The 13,734-nt window shown below is 72.0% G+C and carries 16 protein-coding genes; 9 read left to right on the top strand and 7 right to left on the bottom strand.

Features of this window, described 5'->3' with window-relative positions:
* Nucleotide 1 precedes the first annotated feature (1 nt).
* Both AB8M85_RS06335 and AB8M85_RS06330 read left to right on the top strand, forming a co-directional pair.
* Nucleotides 2-943, top strand: a complete 942-nt coding sequence (locus tag AB8M85_RS06335; RefSeq protein WP_372697935.1) for an electron transfer flavoprotein subunit alpha/FixB family protein — start codon at nt 2-4, stop codon at nt 941-943.
* Between the two features lies 1 nt (nt 944).
* Nucleotides 945-1,700 carry a PIG-L deacetylase family protein gene (locus AB8M85_RS06330; RefSeq protein WP_372697934.1) on the top strand — a complete coding sequence of 252 codons (756 nt, stop codon included), beginning with the start codon at nt 945-947 and terminating at the stop codon, nt 1,698-1,700.
* A gap of 96 nt (nt 1,701-1,796) precedes the next feature.
* Here the strand turns inward: AB8M85_RS06330 and AB8M85_RS06325 are convergent, their stop codons facing one another.
* The 5 genes from AB8M85_RS06325 to folP all read right to left on the bottom strand — a co-directional run bounded on the left by AB8M85_RS06325 (nt 1,797) and on the right by folP (nt 5,756).
* Complete coding sequence (locus tag AB8M85_RS06325; protein WP_372697933.1) at nt 1,797-2,348, bottom strand: anti-sigma factor; 552 nt, start codon at nt 2,346-2,348, stop codon at nt 1,797-1,799.
* 94 nt (nt 2,349-2,442) lie between these two features.
* Nucleotides 2,443-2,907 carry a tRNA (cytidine(34)-2'-O)-methyltransferase gene (locus AB8M85_RS06320; RefSeq protein WP_372697932.1) on the bottom strand — a complete coding sequence of 155 codons (465 nt, stop codon included), beginning with the start codon at nt 2,905-2,907 and terminating at the stop codon, nt 2,443-2,445.
* A gap of 41 nt (nt 2,908-2,948) precedes the next feature.
* On the bottom strand, nt 2,949-3,887 hold the full coding sequence (locus AB8M85_RS06315; protein WP_372698536.1) for a J domain-containing protein: 939 nt from the start codon (nt 3,885-3,887) through the stop codon (nt 2,949-2,951).
* 165 nt (nt 3,888-4,052) lie between these two features.
* On the bottom strand, nt 4,053-4,823 hold the full coding sequence (locus AB8M85_RS06310) for a pyrimidine reductase family protein (protein ID WP_372697931.1): 771 nt from the start codon (nt 4,821-4,823) through the stop codon (nt 4,053-4,055).
* A gap of 9 nt (nt 4,824-4,832) precedes the next feature.
* A complete protein-coding gene (folP, locus tag AB8M85_RS06305) occupies nt 4,833-5,756 on the bottom strand; it encodes a dihydropteroate synthase (protein WP_372697930.1) in 924 nt (307 codons plus the stop codon).
* Nucleotides 5,757-5,821: 65 nt separating this feature from the next.
* Between folP and AB8M85_RS06300 the strand changes: the two genes are divergently transcribed.
* From AB8M85_RS06300 to mnmA, 3 genes are all read left to right on the top strand, one after another.
* Nucleotides 5,822-6,676 (top strand): hypothetical protein, encoded by an 855-nt coding sequence (locus tag AB8M85_RS06300; RefSeq protein WP_372697929.1) that lies wholly within the window; start codon nt 5,822-5,824, stop codon nt 6,674-6,676.
* 78 nt (nt 6,677-6,754) lie between these two features.
* Nucleotides 6,755-7,945 carry a cysteine desulfurase family protein gene (locus tag AB8M85_RS06295; protein WP_372698535.1) on the top strand — a complete coding sequence of 397 codons (1,191 nt, stop codon included), beginning with the start codon at nt 6,755-6,757 and terminating at the stop codon, nt 7,943-7,945.
* The gene (mnmA, locus tag AB8M85_RS06290; RefSeq protein WP_372697928.1) at nt 7,942-9,090 is read left to right on the top strand and encodes a tRNA 2-thiouridine(34) synthase MnmA; all 1,149 of its coding nucleotides are present in this window, start codon (nt 7,942-7,944) and stop codon (nt 9,088-9,090) included. Before AB8M85_RS06295 ends, mnmA begins: the two co-directional genes overlap by 4 nt.
* Nucleotides 9,091-9,114: 24 nt before the next feature.
* Here mnmA and AB8M85_RS06285 read toward each other — a convergent pair whose 3' ends face one another.
* Nucleotides 9,115-9,480: a hypothetical protein gene (locus AB8M85_RS06285; protein WP_372697927.1), complete on the bottom strand. Its 366-nt coding sequence runs from the start codon at nt 9,478-9,480 to the stop codon at nt 9,115-9,117.
* Nucleotides 9,481-9,585: 105 nt separating this feature from the next.
* Here AB8M85_RS06285 and AB8M85_RS06280 point away from each other — a divergent pair, with 105 nt between their 5' ends.
* From AB8M85_RS06280 to AB8M85_RS06270, 3 genes are all read left to right on the top strand, one after another.
* Entirely contained in the window at nt 9,586-10,509 is a 924-nt protein-coding gene (locus AB8M85_RS06280; protein WP_372697926.1) for a lysostaphin resistance A-like protein, read from the top strand.
* Nucleotides 10,510-10,550: 41 nt separating this feature from the next.
* Nucleotides 10,551-10,943: a chorismate mutase gene (locus AB8M85_RS06275; RefSeq protein WP_372697925.1), complete on the top strand. Its 393-nt coding sequence runs from the start codon at nt 10,551-10,553 to the stop codon at nt 10,941-10,943.
* 158 nt (nt 10,944-11,101) lie between these two features.
* Complete coding sequence (locus AB8M85_RS06270; RefSeq protein WP_372697924.1) at nt 11,102-11,983, top strand: hypothetical protein; 882 nt, start codon at nt 11,102-11,104, stop codon at nt 11,981-11,983.
* Here the strand turns inward: AB8M85_RS06270 and AB8M85_RS06265 are convergent, their stop codons facing one another.
* Nucleotides 11,984-13,060 (bottom strand): hypothetical protein, encoded by a 1,077-nt coding sequence (locus tag AB8M85_RS06265; protein WP_372697923.1) that lies wholly within the window; start codon nt 13,058-13,060, stop codon nt 11,984-11,986.
* 70 nt (nt 13,061-13,130) lie between these two features.
* Between AB8M85_RS06265 and AB8M85_RS06260 the strand changes: the two genes are divergently transcribed.
* Nucleotides 13,131-13,709 (top strand): dienelactone hydrolase family protein, encoded by a 579-nt coding sequence (locus AB8M85_RS06260; protein ID WP_372697922.1) that lies wholly within the window; start codon nt 13,131-13,133, stop codon nt 13,707-13,709.
* The last annotated feature ends 25 nt before the right edge of the window (nt 13,710-13,734 follow it).

The following is a 13,734-nucleotide window of genomic DNA, read 5'->3' as shown; positions in this document are numbered from 1 at the left end:
CATGGCGAACATTCTGGTATTCATCGACACCCCCACCACGCAGCCGGGCAAGGCCCAGCGCGAACTGCTCACCCTGGCCCACCGCCTGGGTGATCCCGTCGTCGTTCTCGGCGCACCGGCGGCAGACGAAACCGTCGCGGCGGCCGGCCAACTGGGTGCGTCGGCCGTCTACGCCCCGGCCGGGCCGCTGGACGGGACGCTGATCGCCGGCCAGGCGCTGCTCGTCGCCGAGGCCGCGCGCGCATGCGACGCCACTGCCGTGCTGCTTCCCAACACCGCCGACGGCAAGGAAATCGCCGCGCGCGTGGGCATCAAGCTCTCCTCGGGCGTCATCACCGATGCCGTCGACGTGTCGGCCGACCTGGCCGTCACCAAACAGGTCCTCGCCGGCGGCTACACCGTCACGGCACGCGCGACCCACGGCGTCCCGGTCATCACCGTCAAGCCCAACAGCGTCGAACCGGCCGAGGCCTCCCCGGCGACCCCGTCCACCACCGCGCTCGACGTGTCCGACGCGGGACCGGCAGCCACCGTGTCCGAAACGGTGGCCAAGCCGGCCTCCGGTCGCCCCGCACTGCAGGATGCCCGCATCGTGGTGTCCGGCGGACGCGGGCTCGACGGCGACTTCAGCCCGGTCGAGGAACTCGCCGATGCCCTCGGCGCCGCCGTCGGCGCCTCCCGCGCCGCCACCGACGCCGGATGGATCGAGCACGCCTACCAGGTCGGGCAGACCGGCAAGACCATCTCGCCGCAACTCTACATCTGCGCGGGCATCTCCGGGGCCATCCAGCATAAGGCCGGCATGCAGACCTCCCAGGTCATCGTGGCGGTGAACAGCGACGAGGACGCCCCGATCTTCGAGATCGCCGACTTCGGGATCGTCGGGGATGCGCGGACCGTCCTGCCGCAGGCCGCTGCCGAGATCAAGCGCCGGCAGGGCTAGCATGCCAGCATTCGACCCGGCGCGGGATCCCGTCCGCCGCGTGTTGTGCTTCGGCGCCCACCCCGACGACCTGGACTTCGGGGCCTCCGGGACCGTCGCGGCCTGGACCCGGGCCGGGGTCGAGGTGCAGTACTGCATCATGACCGACGGCGACGCCGGCGGGTTCGACCCCGCCCACCGCGCAGAAATCGTGGCCATGCGCCACGCCGAACAGCGCGAGGCGGCCCGGTCCGTGGGGGTGCACGACGTGCATTTCCTGGGCGAGCGCGACGGGTACCTGGAGCCCTCGCACGAGGTGCTCCGCAAGATCGTGTCGGTCATCCGGCAGGTGCGCCCCGACGTCGTGCTGGCGATGCACCCCGAGCGCGACTGGACGCGCCTGCAGCGCTCCCACCCGGACCACCTGGCCTGCGGGGAAGCGGTGACCCGGGCCGTCTACCCGGCAGTGGAGAACCCGTACGCCTACCCGGAACTGCAGGAGTCGGGGCTGGAGGCCTTCAAGCTGCGCTGGCTCTGGCTCTACGGCGCCCCGGAGGCCCGGGAGAACCACGCGGTGGACATCACCGACACGTTCGATGCGAAGCTGCAGGCCCTGCGCGCCCATCTGAGCCAACACCCCGATGTCGCCAAGATGGAGGACTTCGTCCGCGCGAACAGCGCCGCCCTGGCTACAGCACACGGCCTGGGGCAGGACCGGCTCGCCGAGGCCTTCCACGTCGTGGAGGTCAACGCGGCGGATACCATCGCCGGCTTCTGAACCCGGTACGACGACGGCGGGGCCCCGGTGCATACCGGGACCCCGCCGTTCGCCGTGGTGCCGGTGGCCGCCGTGGTGCCGCCCGCCGGCTGCGCGTTAGTGCGGCAGGTCGATGTCCAGCACGACGGTCTCGCTCGGTTCGGACGAGCCGCCGGCCGGCTCCGTGGTGACCAGGACCGAGCCGATGTCGTCCAGGGACTGGAAGCCGACCGTGGCCTTGGTGTCTTGCGGATCGAGCACCTTCAGGGAGCTGGCCGACCCGCCACCGACGGCCTCGACCCAGATCTGGTAGGTCTCGCCCTCCGGTGCGCCTGCGAGGTCCTTCAGGACCAGCGATCCGGCATCGTTCGAGGCCGAGAGCCGCAGCACGGCCTGGCCGCCACCGCTGACCTGGACCGTCTGCTCGGTGACATCAGGGGCGTCCTTGACCTCGCCGGCGATGTCCCGGGGCATCAGCGCGGCAACCAGGGCGATGACGCCGATCACGACGACCACTGCGGCGCCGGCGAGCAGCATCCACTTCTTCACCGGGGCGGGACGCCGCGAGGACCGGTGCTGGGCCAGGTCGTCGACCAGCTCCAGCCCCAGGTCGTCCTGGGCGTCCTCGGGCGTTCCGTAGCGGAAATCCTCGGGCTCTCTGTGCTGCATCGTCCTCATCCCTGCTGCTCTGGCTTTTTCTCCCCCCACCAGCTTAGGGCAGGCGCCCGCCGGGGCCGGGGAGGACGGCGGCGTGGTCCGCCGATCAGGAACCGGCCGCGAAACCCTGCTGACGCCACGCCTCGTAGAGCACGATCGAGGCCGAATTGGCCAGGTTCAGGGAGCGCCGCGAGGCCAGCATGGGCAACCGCACCCGCGCGCTGACATGCGGGTCCGTCTTGACTTCGGCCGGCAACCCGACGGATTCGCGGCCGAACATCAGCACGTCCGACGGACGGTAGTCGATGTCGGTATAGAGCACATCGCCCTCGGCGGTGTAGGCGAAGACCCGTTCCGGGGCCAGAACCCGCCAGGCGGTCTCCAGATCGGGGTGCACCTGGACCACGGCCAGGTCGTGGTAGTCCAGGCCGGCCCGGCGGAGCTTGGCGTCGGAGAAGTCGAAGCCCAGGGGCTCGACCAGATGCAGTTCGGCGCCGGTGACGGCGGCCAGCCGGATCGCGTTGCCGGTATTTCCCGGGATCTCGGGGGTGACGAAAAGTATGCGGAACACCGTTAGATCCTATGCCCGCAGACGGTACGGCGCGTGCAGGCTCAGTACATCCCGCCCAGCAGCCGGGCCAGCACGGGGACGTCGACGACATTCGGCGTCGGGCCGGTTCCCAGGAACATCTTCAGTTCGCGCACCAGGTTCGCGGCATTGACCACGTTCACCAGCGAGCCGGATGCCGGGTCGGTTCCCCGGGCATAGTCGATCACCGGCTCGTGGAGGTTGTCGTCCACGCAGTGGATGACCGTCCAGCCGGTGACGTTCAGCTCCGGGAAGGCCTCCTGCATGCCCCGGACTAGATGGCCCATCGGCGGGGGATCCATGACCTTGCCCCCGCGGGCGAGTCCGGAACCGTCCCAGCGGTAGACCCCGCGGGGCAAGACCATCGAGGAGACCAGTGCCAGCCGGTACCCGGCCGGGACCGCATGGTCGATGAACCCCCGGCCGACCGGTGAGTGCAACCCGTTCACCAGCCGGGCCGCGGGCAGGTGGGGCAGGACCTTCCCCGAGAGGAGGCGGACCGTTCGGGCCTCGCGGTCCAACCGGGATTGCGGTGTGAAGAGCCCGCGCTTGCGCGGTGCACCGTGGATCTGCCGGGCCGCCACCGCCGGGTCGAGCACGGGGTCGCCGGCAGCGGTGAACGGCGGGACGAAACGCGGCGGGTCGGTGGCCGCAGCCCGCCGGCCATCGTCGGACCCGGTGGCAGTGGTGCGCGCGGACGGCCGGGTTCCGGGGGCGGGCCCGCGCTCGGGGGAGGGGCCGCGGCGGGCCGAAGTCCGGCCGTAGCTGCGGTCGTACGCGGCCCGCGCGGTCGGGTCGCTGAGGGTCTGGTAGGCCAGGGAGACGAGCCGGAACTGGGCTGCGTCCCCGCCCTGGTCCGGGTGGGTGGACCGGGCGGCACGCCGGTAGGCGGTCTTCACCTCGGCCAGCGAGGCATCACGGGTGATGCCGAGGACCTCGTAGTGGCTTCTTGCCGCGGGCACGCCTGACCTTTCGCCGGCCGCCCGGTGACGGCCCTTGTGCTGTTGCTGCTGGCTGTTGCTCTTGTGGTGCTGTGCTGTGGTGGTCTGCTGTGGTGGTGTTGTTAGGGCGAAACGAACGGCCCCGCCGTCCAGTTCCGCCACGACCGCGCCGGACGGCACCCCATCCTACGCGGAACCCGGGGCATGGCCGGGCCGGTGGCGCCGGTATTCGGTGAACAGGGCGCCCTCTTCCTCGAGCAGCAGGGACAACTCGACCGGCTGGAGATCCGAGGTGAAGCCGCTGGCGATGCGCATGCCGGCACCACCGGCCAGCAGAGGGCTGATCGACAGGCACAGGCTGTCGACGGCGTCGGCCCGCTGGAACGCGGCGAAGAGCGAAGGACCGCCCTCCGAATGCACCATCCGGTGCCCGCGTTCGGCCAACCGGGCGATGACCTGCCGGGGGTCGACGTCCTCGTCCCCGGCGGTGACGACATCGGCCACGCGCTCCAGGGCCTGCCGGCGGCCGGGGTCGGCCGCCGCGGTCGTGAAGACAACGACCGGCACGGGGGCCTCGGCGAAGAACGCGGACCGCGGATCCAGTTCGAGGGAACCGGAGACGACGGCGATGCCCGGGTGCGCGGGCATGCCCCGCTTCCGGCGCCACGCCTGGGCCCCGGCGTCGATCAGCTCGCCGGCGTAGCCCTCGGCGCGGATCGTACCGGCACCCACCAGGATCACGTCGGCAGGACGGCGCATCAAGGCGAAGAGGCGCTGGTCGGCTGGTGTGCCCAGGCCGCCCGACCGGCCGCTGGTGGTGGCCGCCCCGTCCGCGGAACAGACGAAGTTGAAGCGCACCAGGGGAGAGGCCCCGGGATCGTAGAGGGAGAGGAGCTGCTCGTCGGTCAGCGCCGTTCCGGCGTCGTGATGGCGGGCGGGGATCAGTTGCTGGACCATGTGACCAACCTAGCGCCCCACCACCTGTGCCGGTTCGTTGGCATCGCCCATGTTGTGCTTCAGGTACGCAGGTTCGCGCCATCCCGCTGCCGCCTCGAACAGCCGCGCGGCGGCGACCGATTCGGCGACGTTGTGCATGCGCAGGATCCGTGCACCGTTCACCAGGCAGATGGTGGCAGCGGCCAGGGAGCCGGGCAGGCGTTCGGACTTGGGCGCATCCAGCGTCTCGCCGATGAAGTCCTTGTTGGAGACCGCCGCCAGCACGGGGTAGCCCAGCGCGGCGACCTCGTCGAGCCGGCGCGTGATCTCCAGGGTGTGCAGCGTGTTCTTGTTCAGGTCGTGCCCGGGGTCGATGACGATCTTCGCCCCCTCGACCCCCAGGTTGCGCGCAAGCTCCACCTTGTCCTGCAGGAACCGGGCCACCTCCGTGGTGACATCGGCGTAGGTGGGGCGGGGATAGGCGGTGCGCGGGCGGGCCAGCGAATGGGTGATGACCAGGTGGACCCCGCTCTCGGCCACCACGCGGGCCAGGTCGGGGTGGCTGATGCCGGTGGTGTCGTTGACGACGTCGGCTCCCGCCTCGATCGCGGCCGCGGCGACCCGGGGTTGGAACGTGTCGGCGGAGATGACCGCATCGGTCTGGTCGCGGATGGCCCGGATGACGGGGACCACCCGGTCGGCCTCCTCTTGCCAGGGAAGCTCCGGCCCCGGGGCGAAGGGGACCCCGCCGATGTCCAGCCACTGGGCCCCGTCCTCGACGGCCTGCAACGCGGCGCGCACCGCGGCGTCGAGGGCGAAGGTCGTCCCGCCGTCGTAGAAGCTGTCCGGGGTGCGGTTGATGATGGCCATCACGGCCACTTCGCGTGAGAAATCGATGGTGCGGTGCGCGAAATGGTGGATGGGGTGGATGAGCTCGGGCAGGTACAGGCTCACGGGTTCACGCTCCTTAGGACGGGTTCTCCATTTCTACCAGCAACCCGGCTTGTAGGCTGGTCGGCATGGCCATGACGTTTGCCGGGGCAGAACCCGGACAGTGGATCGCCGACGCGCTCGCCGGCATCCTTTCCCAGCGGCCCCCGGTCTCGACCGCTGCCGCACAGATCCCGGCGGGTTATCCCGCCTACGCGCGGATCTTCCACCCCGCCGCCGACGAGGACGGCCGGCCCGTCCGCTGGGCCGATATCGCCGCCGAACGGGGGACCACGTTCCACGCAGGCGCCCAGTTCGCCGCCCTCTCCGGCCTCGACGAGAGCGGGCTGCCCTGGACCGAGGACGCCTGGTCCGGGGAACCGCCCAGCGGCGACGGGCTGCCCGCGGCGGACCTGGCAGCGGTGGCCGACACCATCTCCCACCATGCCGGTCCGGGGGCCTATCTGGCCCTGTGGGACGGCTACGCCTTCATCCGCGGCGGTGAAGCGGTCGAGGTCCTCAGCATGGAGGAACCGGCCACGGATCCCGAGGCCGCCGAACGCGAGCAGGTACTGCGCGACCAGCTCAAGCGCCCGGCCTTCACCCGGGACGTCCTTGAAGCGGGGAAGCTGGAATTGGGCCCGCAGGGCTACCGGGCCTTCTACGTCTTCTCCGGAACGCTGGAGGACGTGGCCGCCCCGCTGTGGAAGTCTGGCGACGGGTTCGCCGAACGCCAGGCGCCCAACCTGGCCTGGGGAGCCGACCACTCCTGGATGTTCTCCACCGAGCTCTACGAGGATTCGACCATCATCGGCGGCCCGGCCGAGCTGGTCCGCGAACTCACCGGCGACCCGCGGATCGAGGCCCGGGCGCTGGACCTCCAGACCGATCTCGGCCTCAATGGTGACCGGATCAACCCCGCCCCGGAGCTGGACGGGTACTGACATCGGCGGCGCCAGCGGTAGAATTGACCGGTGTCCGCCACCCAGCCCGTGTATTTCGACCACGCGGCGACCACGCCGATGTCGGCGTCCGCGCTCGCCGCGATGACCCAGGAAATGAGCCGTACCGGGAACCCGTCCTCCCTGCACGGTGCGGGCCGCCGTGCCCACAGGGTGGTCGAGGAATCCCGCGAGCGGCTGGCGGCCGCCGCCGGTGCGCATCCCTCCGAGGTCATCTTCACCTCCGGGGGCACCGAGTCCGACAACCTGGCGGTCAAGGGGTTGTACTGGGCCCGTTCCGCCCAGGATCCGGCACGACGGCGGATCCTGTGCAGCACCGTCGAACACCACGCAGTCCTCGACACCGTCGAATGGCTCGCCGCCCATGAAGGCGCCGAGGTCACCTGGATCGACGTGGACTCCACCGGCCGGATGCGGCTCGATGAGCTCGAGGCCGAAATCGCCCGCGACCCGTCCTCGATTGCCCTCGTCACCCTGATGTGGGCCAACAACGAGGTCGGCACCGTCCAGCCGGTCGCCGAGGCCGTCGCCCTGGCCGCCCCGCACGGCATCCCCGTGCACTCGGATGCCGTCCAGGCCTTCACCGCCGTGCCCGTCGACTTCCGCGCCTCCGGCCTGGCCACCCTGGCCGTCAGTGCCCATAAGATCGGCGGCCCGGTCGGCATCGGTGCGCTGCTCGTCCGCCGCGACATCGTCCTGACCGCAGTCCAGCACGGCGGCGGCCACGAACGCGCCCTGCGCTCGGGCACCCTGAACACCGCGGCCGCGGCGGCCTTCGCCGCGGCGGCCGGCGAAGGGGCATCCCGGATCGCCGCCGAAGCGGAACGGCTGGCGGGCCTGCGCGATGCCCTGATCGAGGGCGTCCTCGCCGCGGTGCCCGATGCCGTGCTGTCCGGCCCGGCCGATGTCGGGCAGACGGGGGAGCGGCTTCCCGGCAACGCCCACTTCACCTTCCCCGGCTGCGAGGGCGATTCGCTGCTCTTCGTGCTGGACATGCTCGGGGTCCAGTCCTCGACCGGCTCGGCCTGCACGGCCGGCGTCCCACGCCCCAGCCACGTGCTGCTGGCCATGGGCTACAGCGAGGAGGCGGCCCGCGGGGCCCAACGGTTCACGATCGGGCATACCACGACGGCCGCCGACGTTGAGGCGTTGGTGGCCGCACTGCCCGAAGCGCATGCACGCGCGAAACAGGCCGGGATGGCCGCCAAGCAAAGCAGGATCCAGACAGCAGGAACGGGATTATCGGTATGAGGGTATTGGCAGCAATGAGCGGCGGGGTCGACTCCGCAGTGGCGGCGGCACGCGCCGTCGACGCCGGGCACGACGTCGTCGGCGTGCACCTGGCGCTGTCCCGCATGCCCGGGACCCTGCGCACCGGCAGCCGCGGCTGCTGCACTGTGGAGGACTCCAACGACGCCTGGCGCGCCTGCGACAAGCTCGGGATCCCCTACTACGTCTGGGACTTCTCGGAGCGGTTCAAGGAGGACGTGGTCGACGACTTCATCGCCGAGTATGCCGCCGGCCGCACCCCGAATCCCTGCATGCGCTGCAACGAGCGCATCAAGTTCGCCGCGTTGCTGGAAAAGGCCCTCGCCCTGGGGTTCGACGCGGTGTGCACCGGCCACTACGCCAAGGTGGTCACCGATGCCGACGGCAACCCCGAACTGCACCGGGCCGCCGACTGGGCCAAGGACCAGTCCTACGTCCTGGGCGTGCTCACCGGCGAGCAGCTGGCACACTCGCTGTTCCCGCTGGCCGACACCCCCTCGAAGGCCGAGGTGCGCGCCGAAGCCGAGCGGCGCGGCCTCTCCGTGGCCAAGAAGCCCGACAGCCACGACATCTGCTTCATCCCCGACGGCGACACCCGCGGCTGGCTGGAGGAGCGCATCGAGTTGTCCGAGGGCGAGATCGTGGACCATGAGGGCCATTCCGTCGGCAGCCACCCCGGGGCCAACGCCTTCACCGTCGGGCAGCGCAAGGGGCTGAAGATCGGCCGCCCCGCCGCCGACGGCAAGCCGCGCTTCGTCCTGGAGATCCGCCCCAAGGAGAACCAGGTCGTCGTCGGACCCAAGGACCTGCTCTCGGTGGACCGCCTGCGCGGGATCAAGGTCAGCTGGGCCGGACAGCCGCTGGCGCAGGCGCTGGCCGGGGAACGCTTCGAGTGCATGGTCCAGGTCCGGGCGCACGCCGATCCGGTCCCGGCCACCGCGTGGCTGGAGGAGGCCGCCCAGGAGGGCACCGCCGTCGTGCGGGAACTCGTCGTGGACGTCGACGAGCCGCTTCAGGGTGTCTCGCCCGGCCAGACGATGGTCATCTACCAGGGCACCCGCGTGCTGGGCCAGGCGACCATCGACACGGCACGCAGCCTCGCCTGGGATCCGGCCAGCGTGTCCTGACCCGTAGGTTCGGGGGCCGGGTCGCTAGCGTGCGGCTTCGTCAACCACGCCGGTCAGCCGGCCGGCGACCTGTTCGTACTCGCAGCGCACCCGCCCGGCCAGCACGGCGGGCAGCTCGCGGGGCGAGTGGGAGTCGCAGAAGACGAAGTCGAAGTCCGGCCACCACTTCTTGGGCCGCGCGGCTTCCGTGCGGCCGCAGACCGCGCAGGTCAGGTGCACCCAGACCGGGCGCTTGCCCTGGCGGTTCGCCCGCGACTGGATGAGCCAGGCCGGCGGGTCCGCCTGCAGGCCGGCCAGTTCGGCGTCGGACAGGCGGGACGGGATCCCGTGCTTGGTGGCCATCTCCAGGGGGATGTCCAGGGCGATCGCGGCGTCTCGTCTACTCATCATGGCCCTCCCACTGTAGGCCATCACCGGCCCGGCGGACCGGGGCCGACCGCGGGCGCGGATAGGCTGGGAGCTGCCCCCATCCCGTCGTTCCGAGGTGCCCGCCCCATGCGATCCGTCCGTCCGAAGCCGATCATCCTCTACGTCGTGCTGGCCTACGGGCTGGCCTGGTTGGTCGCCCTGCCGCTGTGGATCGGCGGCCGGGGACTCGGGGATCCGCTGTTCACCGTGTACGCGCTGGTGATGATGCTCACCCCCACCGTCGCGGCGTTGCTGGTGGTCCGCTTCGCCGAACCGCGCGGGCAGCGCGCGGGTGGCCCGGGGATCGCCCGGAGCCTGGGGCTGTGGCCGCTGAAGCCGGTCGGGCCCTTCATCGCGTTCCTGGCGGCCGGGCTGCTGCTGCCGATCCTGCTGGTGCTCGGTGGTTTGCTGCTGGGGTCGGCCGTGGGCCTCTACCCCGCGGATTTCGCGCACCTGTCGGCGCTGCGGGCGATCATGGCCCAGCAGGTGCCCCAGGCAGCCGACCAGTTGGCGGCCCTGCCCGCCTGGCTGCTGGTCGCCGGGCAGCTGTTCAACGTGCTGATCGGATCCTTCATCAACCTGGTCCCGGCCCTGGGGGAGGAGATCGGCTGGCGCGGCTGGCTGGTCTCGCGGCTCGAACCCCTGGGGAAGACGGCCACCGTGCTCGTCTCGGGCGTGGTGTGGGGTTTGTGGCACACCCCGCTGATCCTGCTCGGCTACAACTATCCCGGCGTCCCCGGCTGGCTGGGGCTGCTGGCCATGGTCGGCATGACGACCAGCTTCGGGGCGGTCTTCGCCTGGCTGCGCCTGGCCTCCGGGAGCGTCTGGCCGGCGGCCCTGGCCCATGGTGCGCTGAATGCCGCCGCCGGGCTGTTCCTGGTCTTCGCCGCCACCACCGACCTGGACATGCTCGTGGTCGCCCCGCTGGGGTGGACCGGATGGATCCTGCCCGTCATCCTGGCCGCCGTGCTGCTGTGGCGCCTGCCGCGGGGCAAGGCACATGCCGCGTAACACCGCCGGGCATCGGCAGGGGCATCAGTAGGATGGAAATCATGAGCAACGAGCCGGACCCCCAGCCTCCCGTGGACGGGGATTACGACCCCACAGCATCCTCCCTGGCGGACAGCGTCGACCCCGCCGTCATGCACGAACTGCTGGATGTGCGCGGCAGCATCGACAACATCGACGCAACCCTGATCTACCTGCTGGCCGAACGGTTCAAGGCCACCCAAAAGGTCGGCCACCTCAAGGCCGAACACCAGCTGCCGCCGGCGGACCCGAACCGCGAAACCGCCCAGATCGCCCGGCTGCGCCGGCTGGCCGCCGAGGCCCACCTCGACCCGGCCTTCGCCGAGAAGTTCCTGAACTTCGTCATCGAGGAGGTCATCCGCCACCACCAGGCGATCTCGGCCTCGCGCACCCCCGGGGGAGGCGACGAGCGCTGAGCAACGTCCGCGCCACCGGGCAGGGCCCGCTGCCCGGCACCGATCCCGTCGAGGCCACCCGCATCGTCCGCGGCGAACTCGGCCACCCGCACCTGCCCCACCTGGTCCAACTCCCCGCCCGGGGCGTCGGCTCCGATGCCGTCGGCCGCACGGCGGCCATGCTCACCGAGCTGTACGCCGACGTGCAGCCCCACGGCTGGCGGCTCACCGGCCACCCGGGGCTCGACCACCGACGTGCCGCCTCCGCGCTGGCCACCGACCTGGGGGTGCTCGCCGACGTGGTCGGGGAGGCCGGAACCGCCACCGGGGCCCTCAAGCTGCAGCTGCGCGGCCCGCTGTCGCTGGCCGCCGGCATCACCCTGCACCACGGGGAGAAGATCCTCTCCGACGCCGGGGCCCGCCGGGATCTGGGCGACTCCCTCGCCGACGGGGCGGCAGCACACCTGCGCGACGTGGCCCGGGTGACCGGTGCCGGCCCGCTGGACGTCGTGGTCGAGGAACCCGACACCGCGGGGGTGCTCGGCGGGACAATTCCCACCGCCAGCGGCTACCGGAGCCTGCGCGCGGTGCCCCGGCACGAGGCCGGGAACCGGTGGTCGGCTCTGGTGGCCGCCCTGCGCGGTGCCGGGGCCGAGACCGTCGTGCTGTCCCCGGGGCGGGGGTTTGCCTCCACGCCCGCGACCGGCACCACGTGGCGCGACGTCATCGACGATGCCCTGGCCGCCGGCTTCGACACCGTGAGCCTTCCCGCCGACGCCGACCGCCCCGCCTGGGAGCGCTGCGCCGAACTCGTGGATGCCGGCGGCCAGCTGTGGCTGGAGGCGATCGATCCCCTCCGCGACCTGCCGGGCGTCACCGCGGCCGTCGACACCGTCCACCGTCCCTTCCGGCTGCTCGGGCTGCCGGATGCGTCGTTGGGCGCCCTGACGCTGCTGCCCGCCCCGGGCCTGGAGGAGACGACCCCGCAGACGGTCCGCCGCGTCCTGCACCGGCTCACCCAGGCGGCGGACGCCCTGGACCAGCTGCGCACCGGCGGGTAGCTAGCAGCCGCTCCGGACCGCCAGCAAGGCCAGCGCCTGGCGTGCGCAGAGCCGCTGGTGGGGCCGCAGTTCCGGGCTGGTGGGCACCGGTGGCCGGGACCCGGCCTGGACGTAGTAGAGGAACAGGACCGACAACCAGGCGTCGACGTCCGCCTCCTGGGCCCCGGCAGCCAGCTCCCAGGAGGTGAACTCCGCGACGGGGAGACCGGCGTCGTACAGGGCGGGCCACAGGGCCACCCAGTCGGCCCAGCCGGGCCCGAGGGCCAGGAAGTTCCAGTCGCAGATCCAGGCGGTCCCCGCGTCGAACCCGCCGAGGGCCGCGTGGGCGATGACGACGTTGTCGGCGCGCAGGTCGTTGTTCAGCGGCGTCGTCCCCGCCAGGGCGGTGGGGGCCCGCGACGCGGCGTCCAGGATCCAGCGCGCCAGCACATCCCCCGCTCCGCCCCGGAACCACCCCGGCAGGAAGGCCGGTCGCCGCCCGTGGTCCGTGAGCGGGCCGCCGCCGTCGGCCCCGGACTCGAGTCCGCCCTCGAGCCCGCCCTCGAGTCCGGCCAGGAACCCGGCCCAGTCCGCGGCCATCGTGCCCGCGACCGGCACGACGGCCGGGCCCGCGGCCTCCAGCACCGTGTTCGACATCCGGCAGGAGTCGTGGACGGCCCGGGCATCCTCCACGGTCCAGGGCGCACCCGGCATGCGGCCGGTGACCGGTACGGTGGCCAGGACCTGCCAGCCGGCCACGACCTCGTGCTCGAGCAGGGCGGGGATCGGCGCACTGGCAGGCAGGGCCGCCAGCACCTCCACCTCGCGGGCGTAGGCCGCGGCGATGTGCGGGTCATCCAGTGCGATGGCCTTGGCGAACAGCGGGCGCGGCCCGTCGACGAGCGCGGCAAACCCGTGGGTGAACCCGCCTCCGGCCAGCTGCACGGACCCGACCCGGCCGCCGGTCCAGCCGGCCACCCGGGCACGGACCGCTGCGGGCAGCTCGCCCCAGCCCAGCCGCCGGGCCGTCGCGGCGTAGTCGATGACGGACGCGCCGGCTACCGGGCAGGCTCTGCCGGGGGCCTTGTCGTGTTGCACGAATTGCACCATTCTGGGACGGGGCCCACCGGCCGCCGACAGACCGCAGACCGACCCGAGGGGAACCACCATGGCCGACGTCGTCCTATTCCACCACGTGCTGGGGCTCACCCCCGGGATCGAGGAGTTCGCGGAGCTGCTGCGTGCCGGCGGGCACACCGTGCACACCCCCGACCTGTTCGACGGCGCCCGGTTCGACACGCTCGAGGCCGGCGTCCACCATGCCGCCGAGGAGATCGGCTTCGCGGAGGTCCTCGCCCGCGGCACGGCCGCCGTCGAGGGTCTCGGGGCGGGGCTGGTCTACGCGGGGTATTCGATGGGCGTGCTGCCGGCCCAGAAGCTCGCGCAGACCCGGCCCGGGGCGGCCGGCGCGCTGTTCATCGCCTCCTGCGTGCCGGTGACCGAGTTCTCGGCGTCCTGGCCCGAGGGGGTCCCGGTGCAGATCCATGCCGCCGAAACGGACCCGGAATTCGTGGACTCGGGCGACATCGATGCCGCACGCGACCTCATCGGGCAGGCCGCCCAGGGGGAGATGTTCCTCTACCCGGGCGGGGCGCACTTCTTCGCCGATTCCTCCACCGCCGAGTACGACGCCGGGGCCACCGACACGATGTTGGCCCGGGTCCTGCAGTTCCTCGGCTCCCACTGACAGCGCCCGGCCCGGCGTCGGCCTG

It is taken from the genome of Arthrobacter sp. JSM 101049, from assembly GCF_041679245.1.
Lineage (GTDB): Bacteria > Actinomycetota > Actinomycetes > Actinomycetales > Micrococcaceae > Arthrobacter_H.
This window is presented reverse-complemented; position numbering and strand designations above follow the sequence as displayed.

What these genes read in the sequence shown, in the direction of transcription:
- AB8M85_RS06285 (WP_372697927.1), bottom strand. Translation starts at nt 9,480, where the DNA reads ATGATGAGTAGACGAGACGCCGCGATCGCCCTGGACATCCCCCTGGAG.
- AB8M85_RS06325 (WP_372697933.1), bottom strand. Translation starts at nt 2,348, where the DNA reads ATGCAGCACAGAGAGCCCGAGGATTTCCGCTACGGAACGCCCGAGGAC.
- AB8M85_RS06270 (WP_372697924.1), top strand. Translation starts at nt 11,102, where the DNA reads ATGCTCACCGAGCTGTACGCCGACGTGCAGCCCCACGGCTGGCGGCTC.
- AB8M85_RS06295 (WP_372698535.1), top strand. Translation starts at nt 6,755, where the DNA reads ATGTCGGCGTCCGCGCTCGCCGCGATGACCCAGGAAATGAGCCGTACC.
- AB8M85_RS06275 (WP_372697925.1), top strand. Translation starts at nt 10,551, where the DNA reads ATGAGCAACGAGCCGGACCCCCAGCCTCCCGTGGACGGGGATTACGAC.
- AB8M85_RS06280 (WP_372697926.1), top strand. Translation starts at nt 9,586, where the DNA reads ATGCGATCCGTCCGTCCGAAGCCGATCATCCTCTACGTCGTGCTGGCC.
- AB8M85_RS06330 (WP_372697934.1), top strand. Translation starts at nt 945, where the DNA reads ATGCCAGCATTCGACCCGGCGCGGGATCCCGTCCGCCGCGTGTTGTGC.
- AB8M85_RS06310 (WP_372697931.1), bottom strand. Translation starts at nt 4,823, where the DNA reads ATGGTCCAGCAACTGATCCCCGCCCGCCATCACGACGCCGGAACGGCG.
- AB8M85_RS06260 (WP_372697922.1), top strand. Translation starts at nt 13,131, where the DNA reads ATGGCCGACGTCGTCCTATTCCACCACGTGCTGGGGCTCACCCCCGGG.
- mnmA (WP_372697928.1), top strand. Translation starts at nt 7,942, where the DNA reads ATGAGGGTATTGGCAGCAATGAGCGGCGGGGTCGACTCCGCAGTGGCG.
- AB8M85_RS06335 (WP_372697935.1), top strand. Translation starts at nt 2, where the DNA reads ATGGCGAACATTCTGGTATTCATCGACACCCCCACCACGCAGCCGGGC.
- AB8M85_RS06300 (WP_372697929.1), top strand. Translation starts at nt 5,822, where the DNA reads ATGGCCATGACGTTTGCCGGGGCAGAACCCGGACAGTGGATCGCCGAC.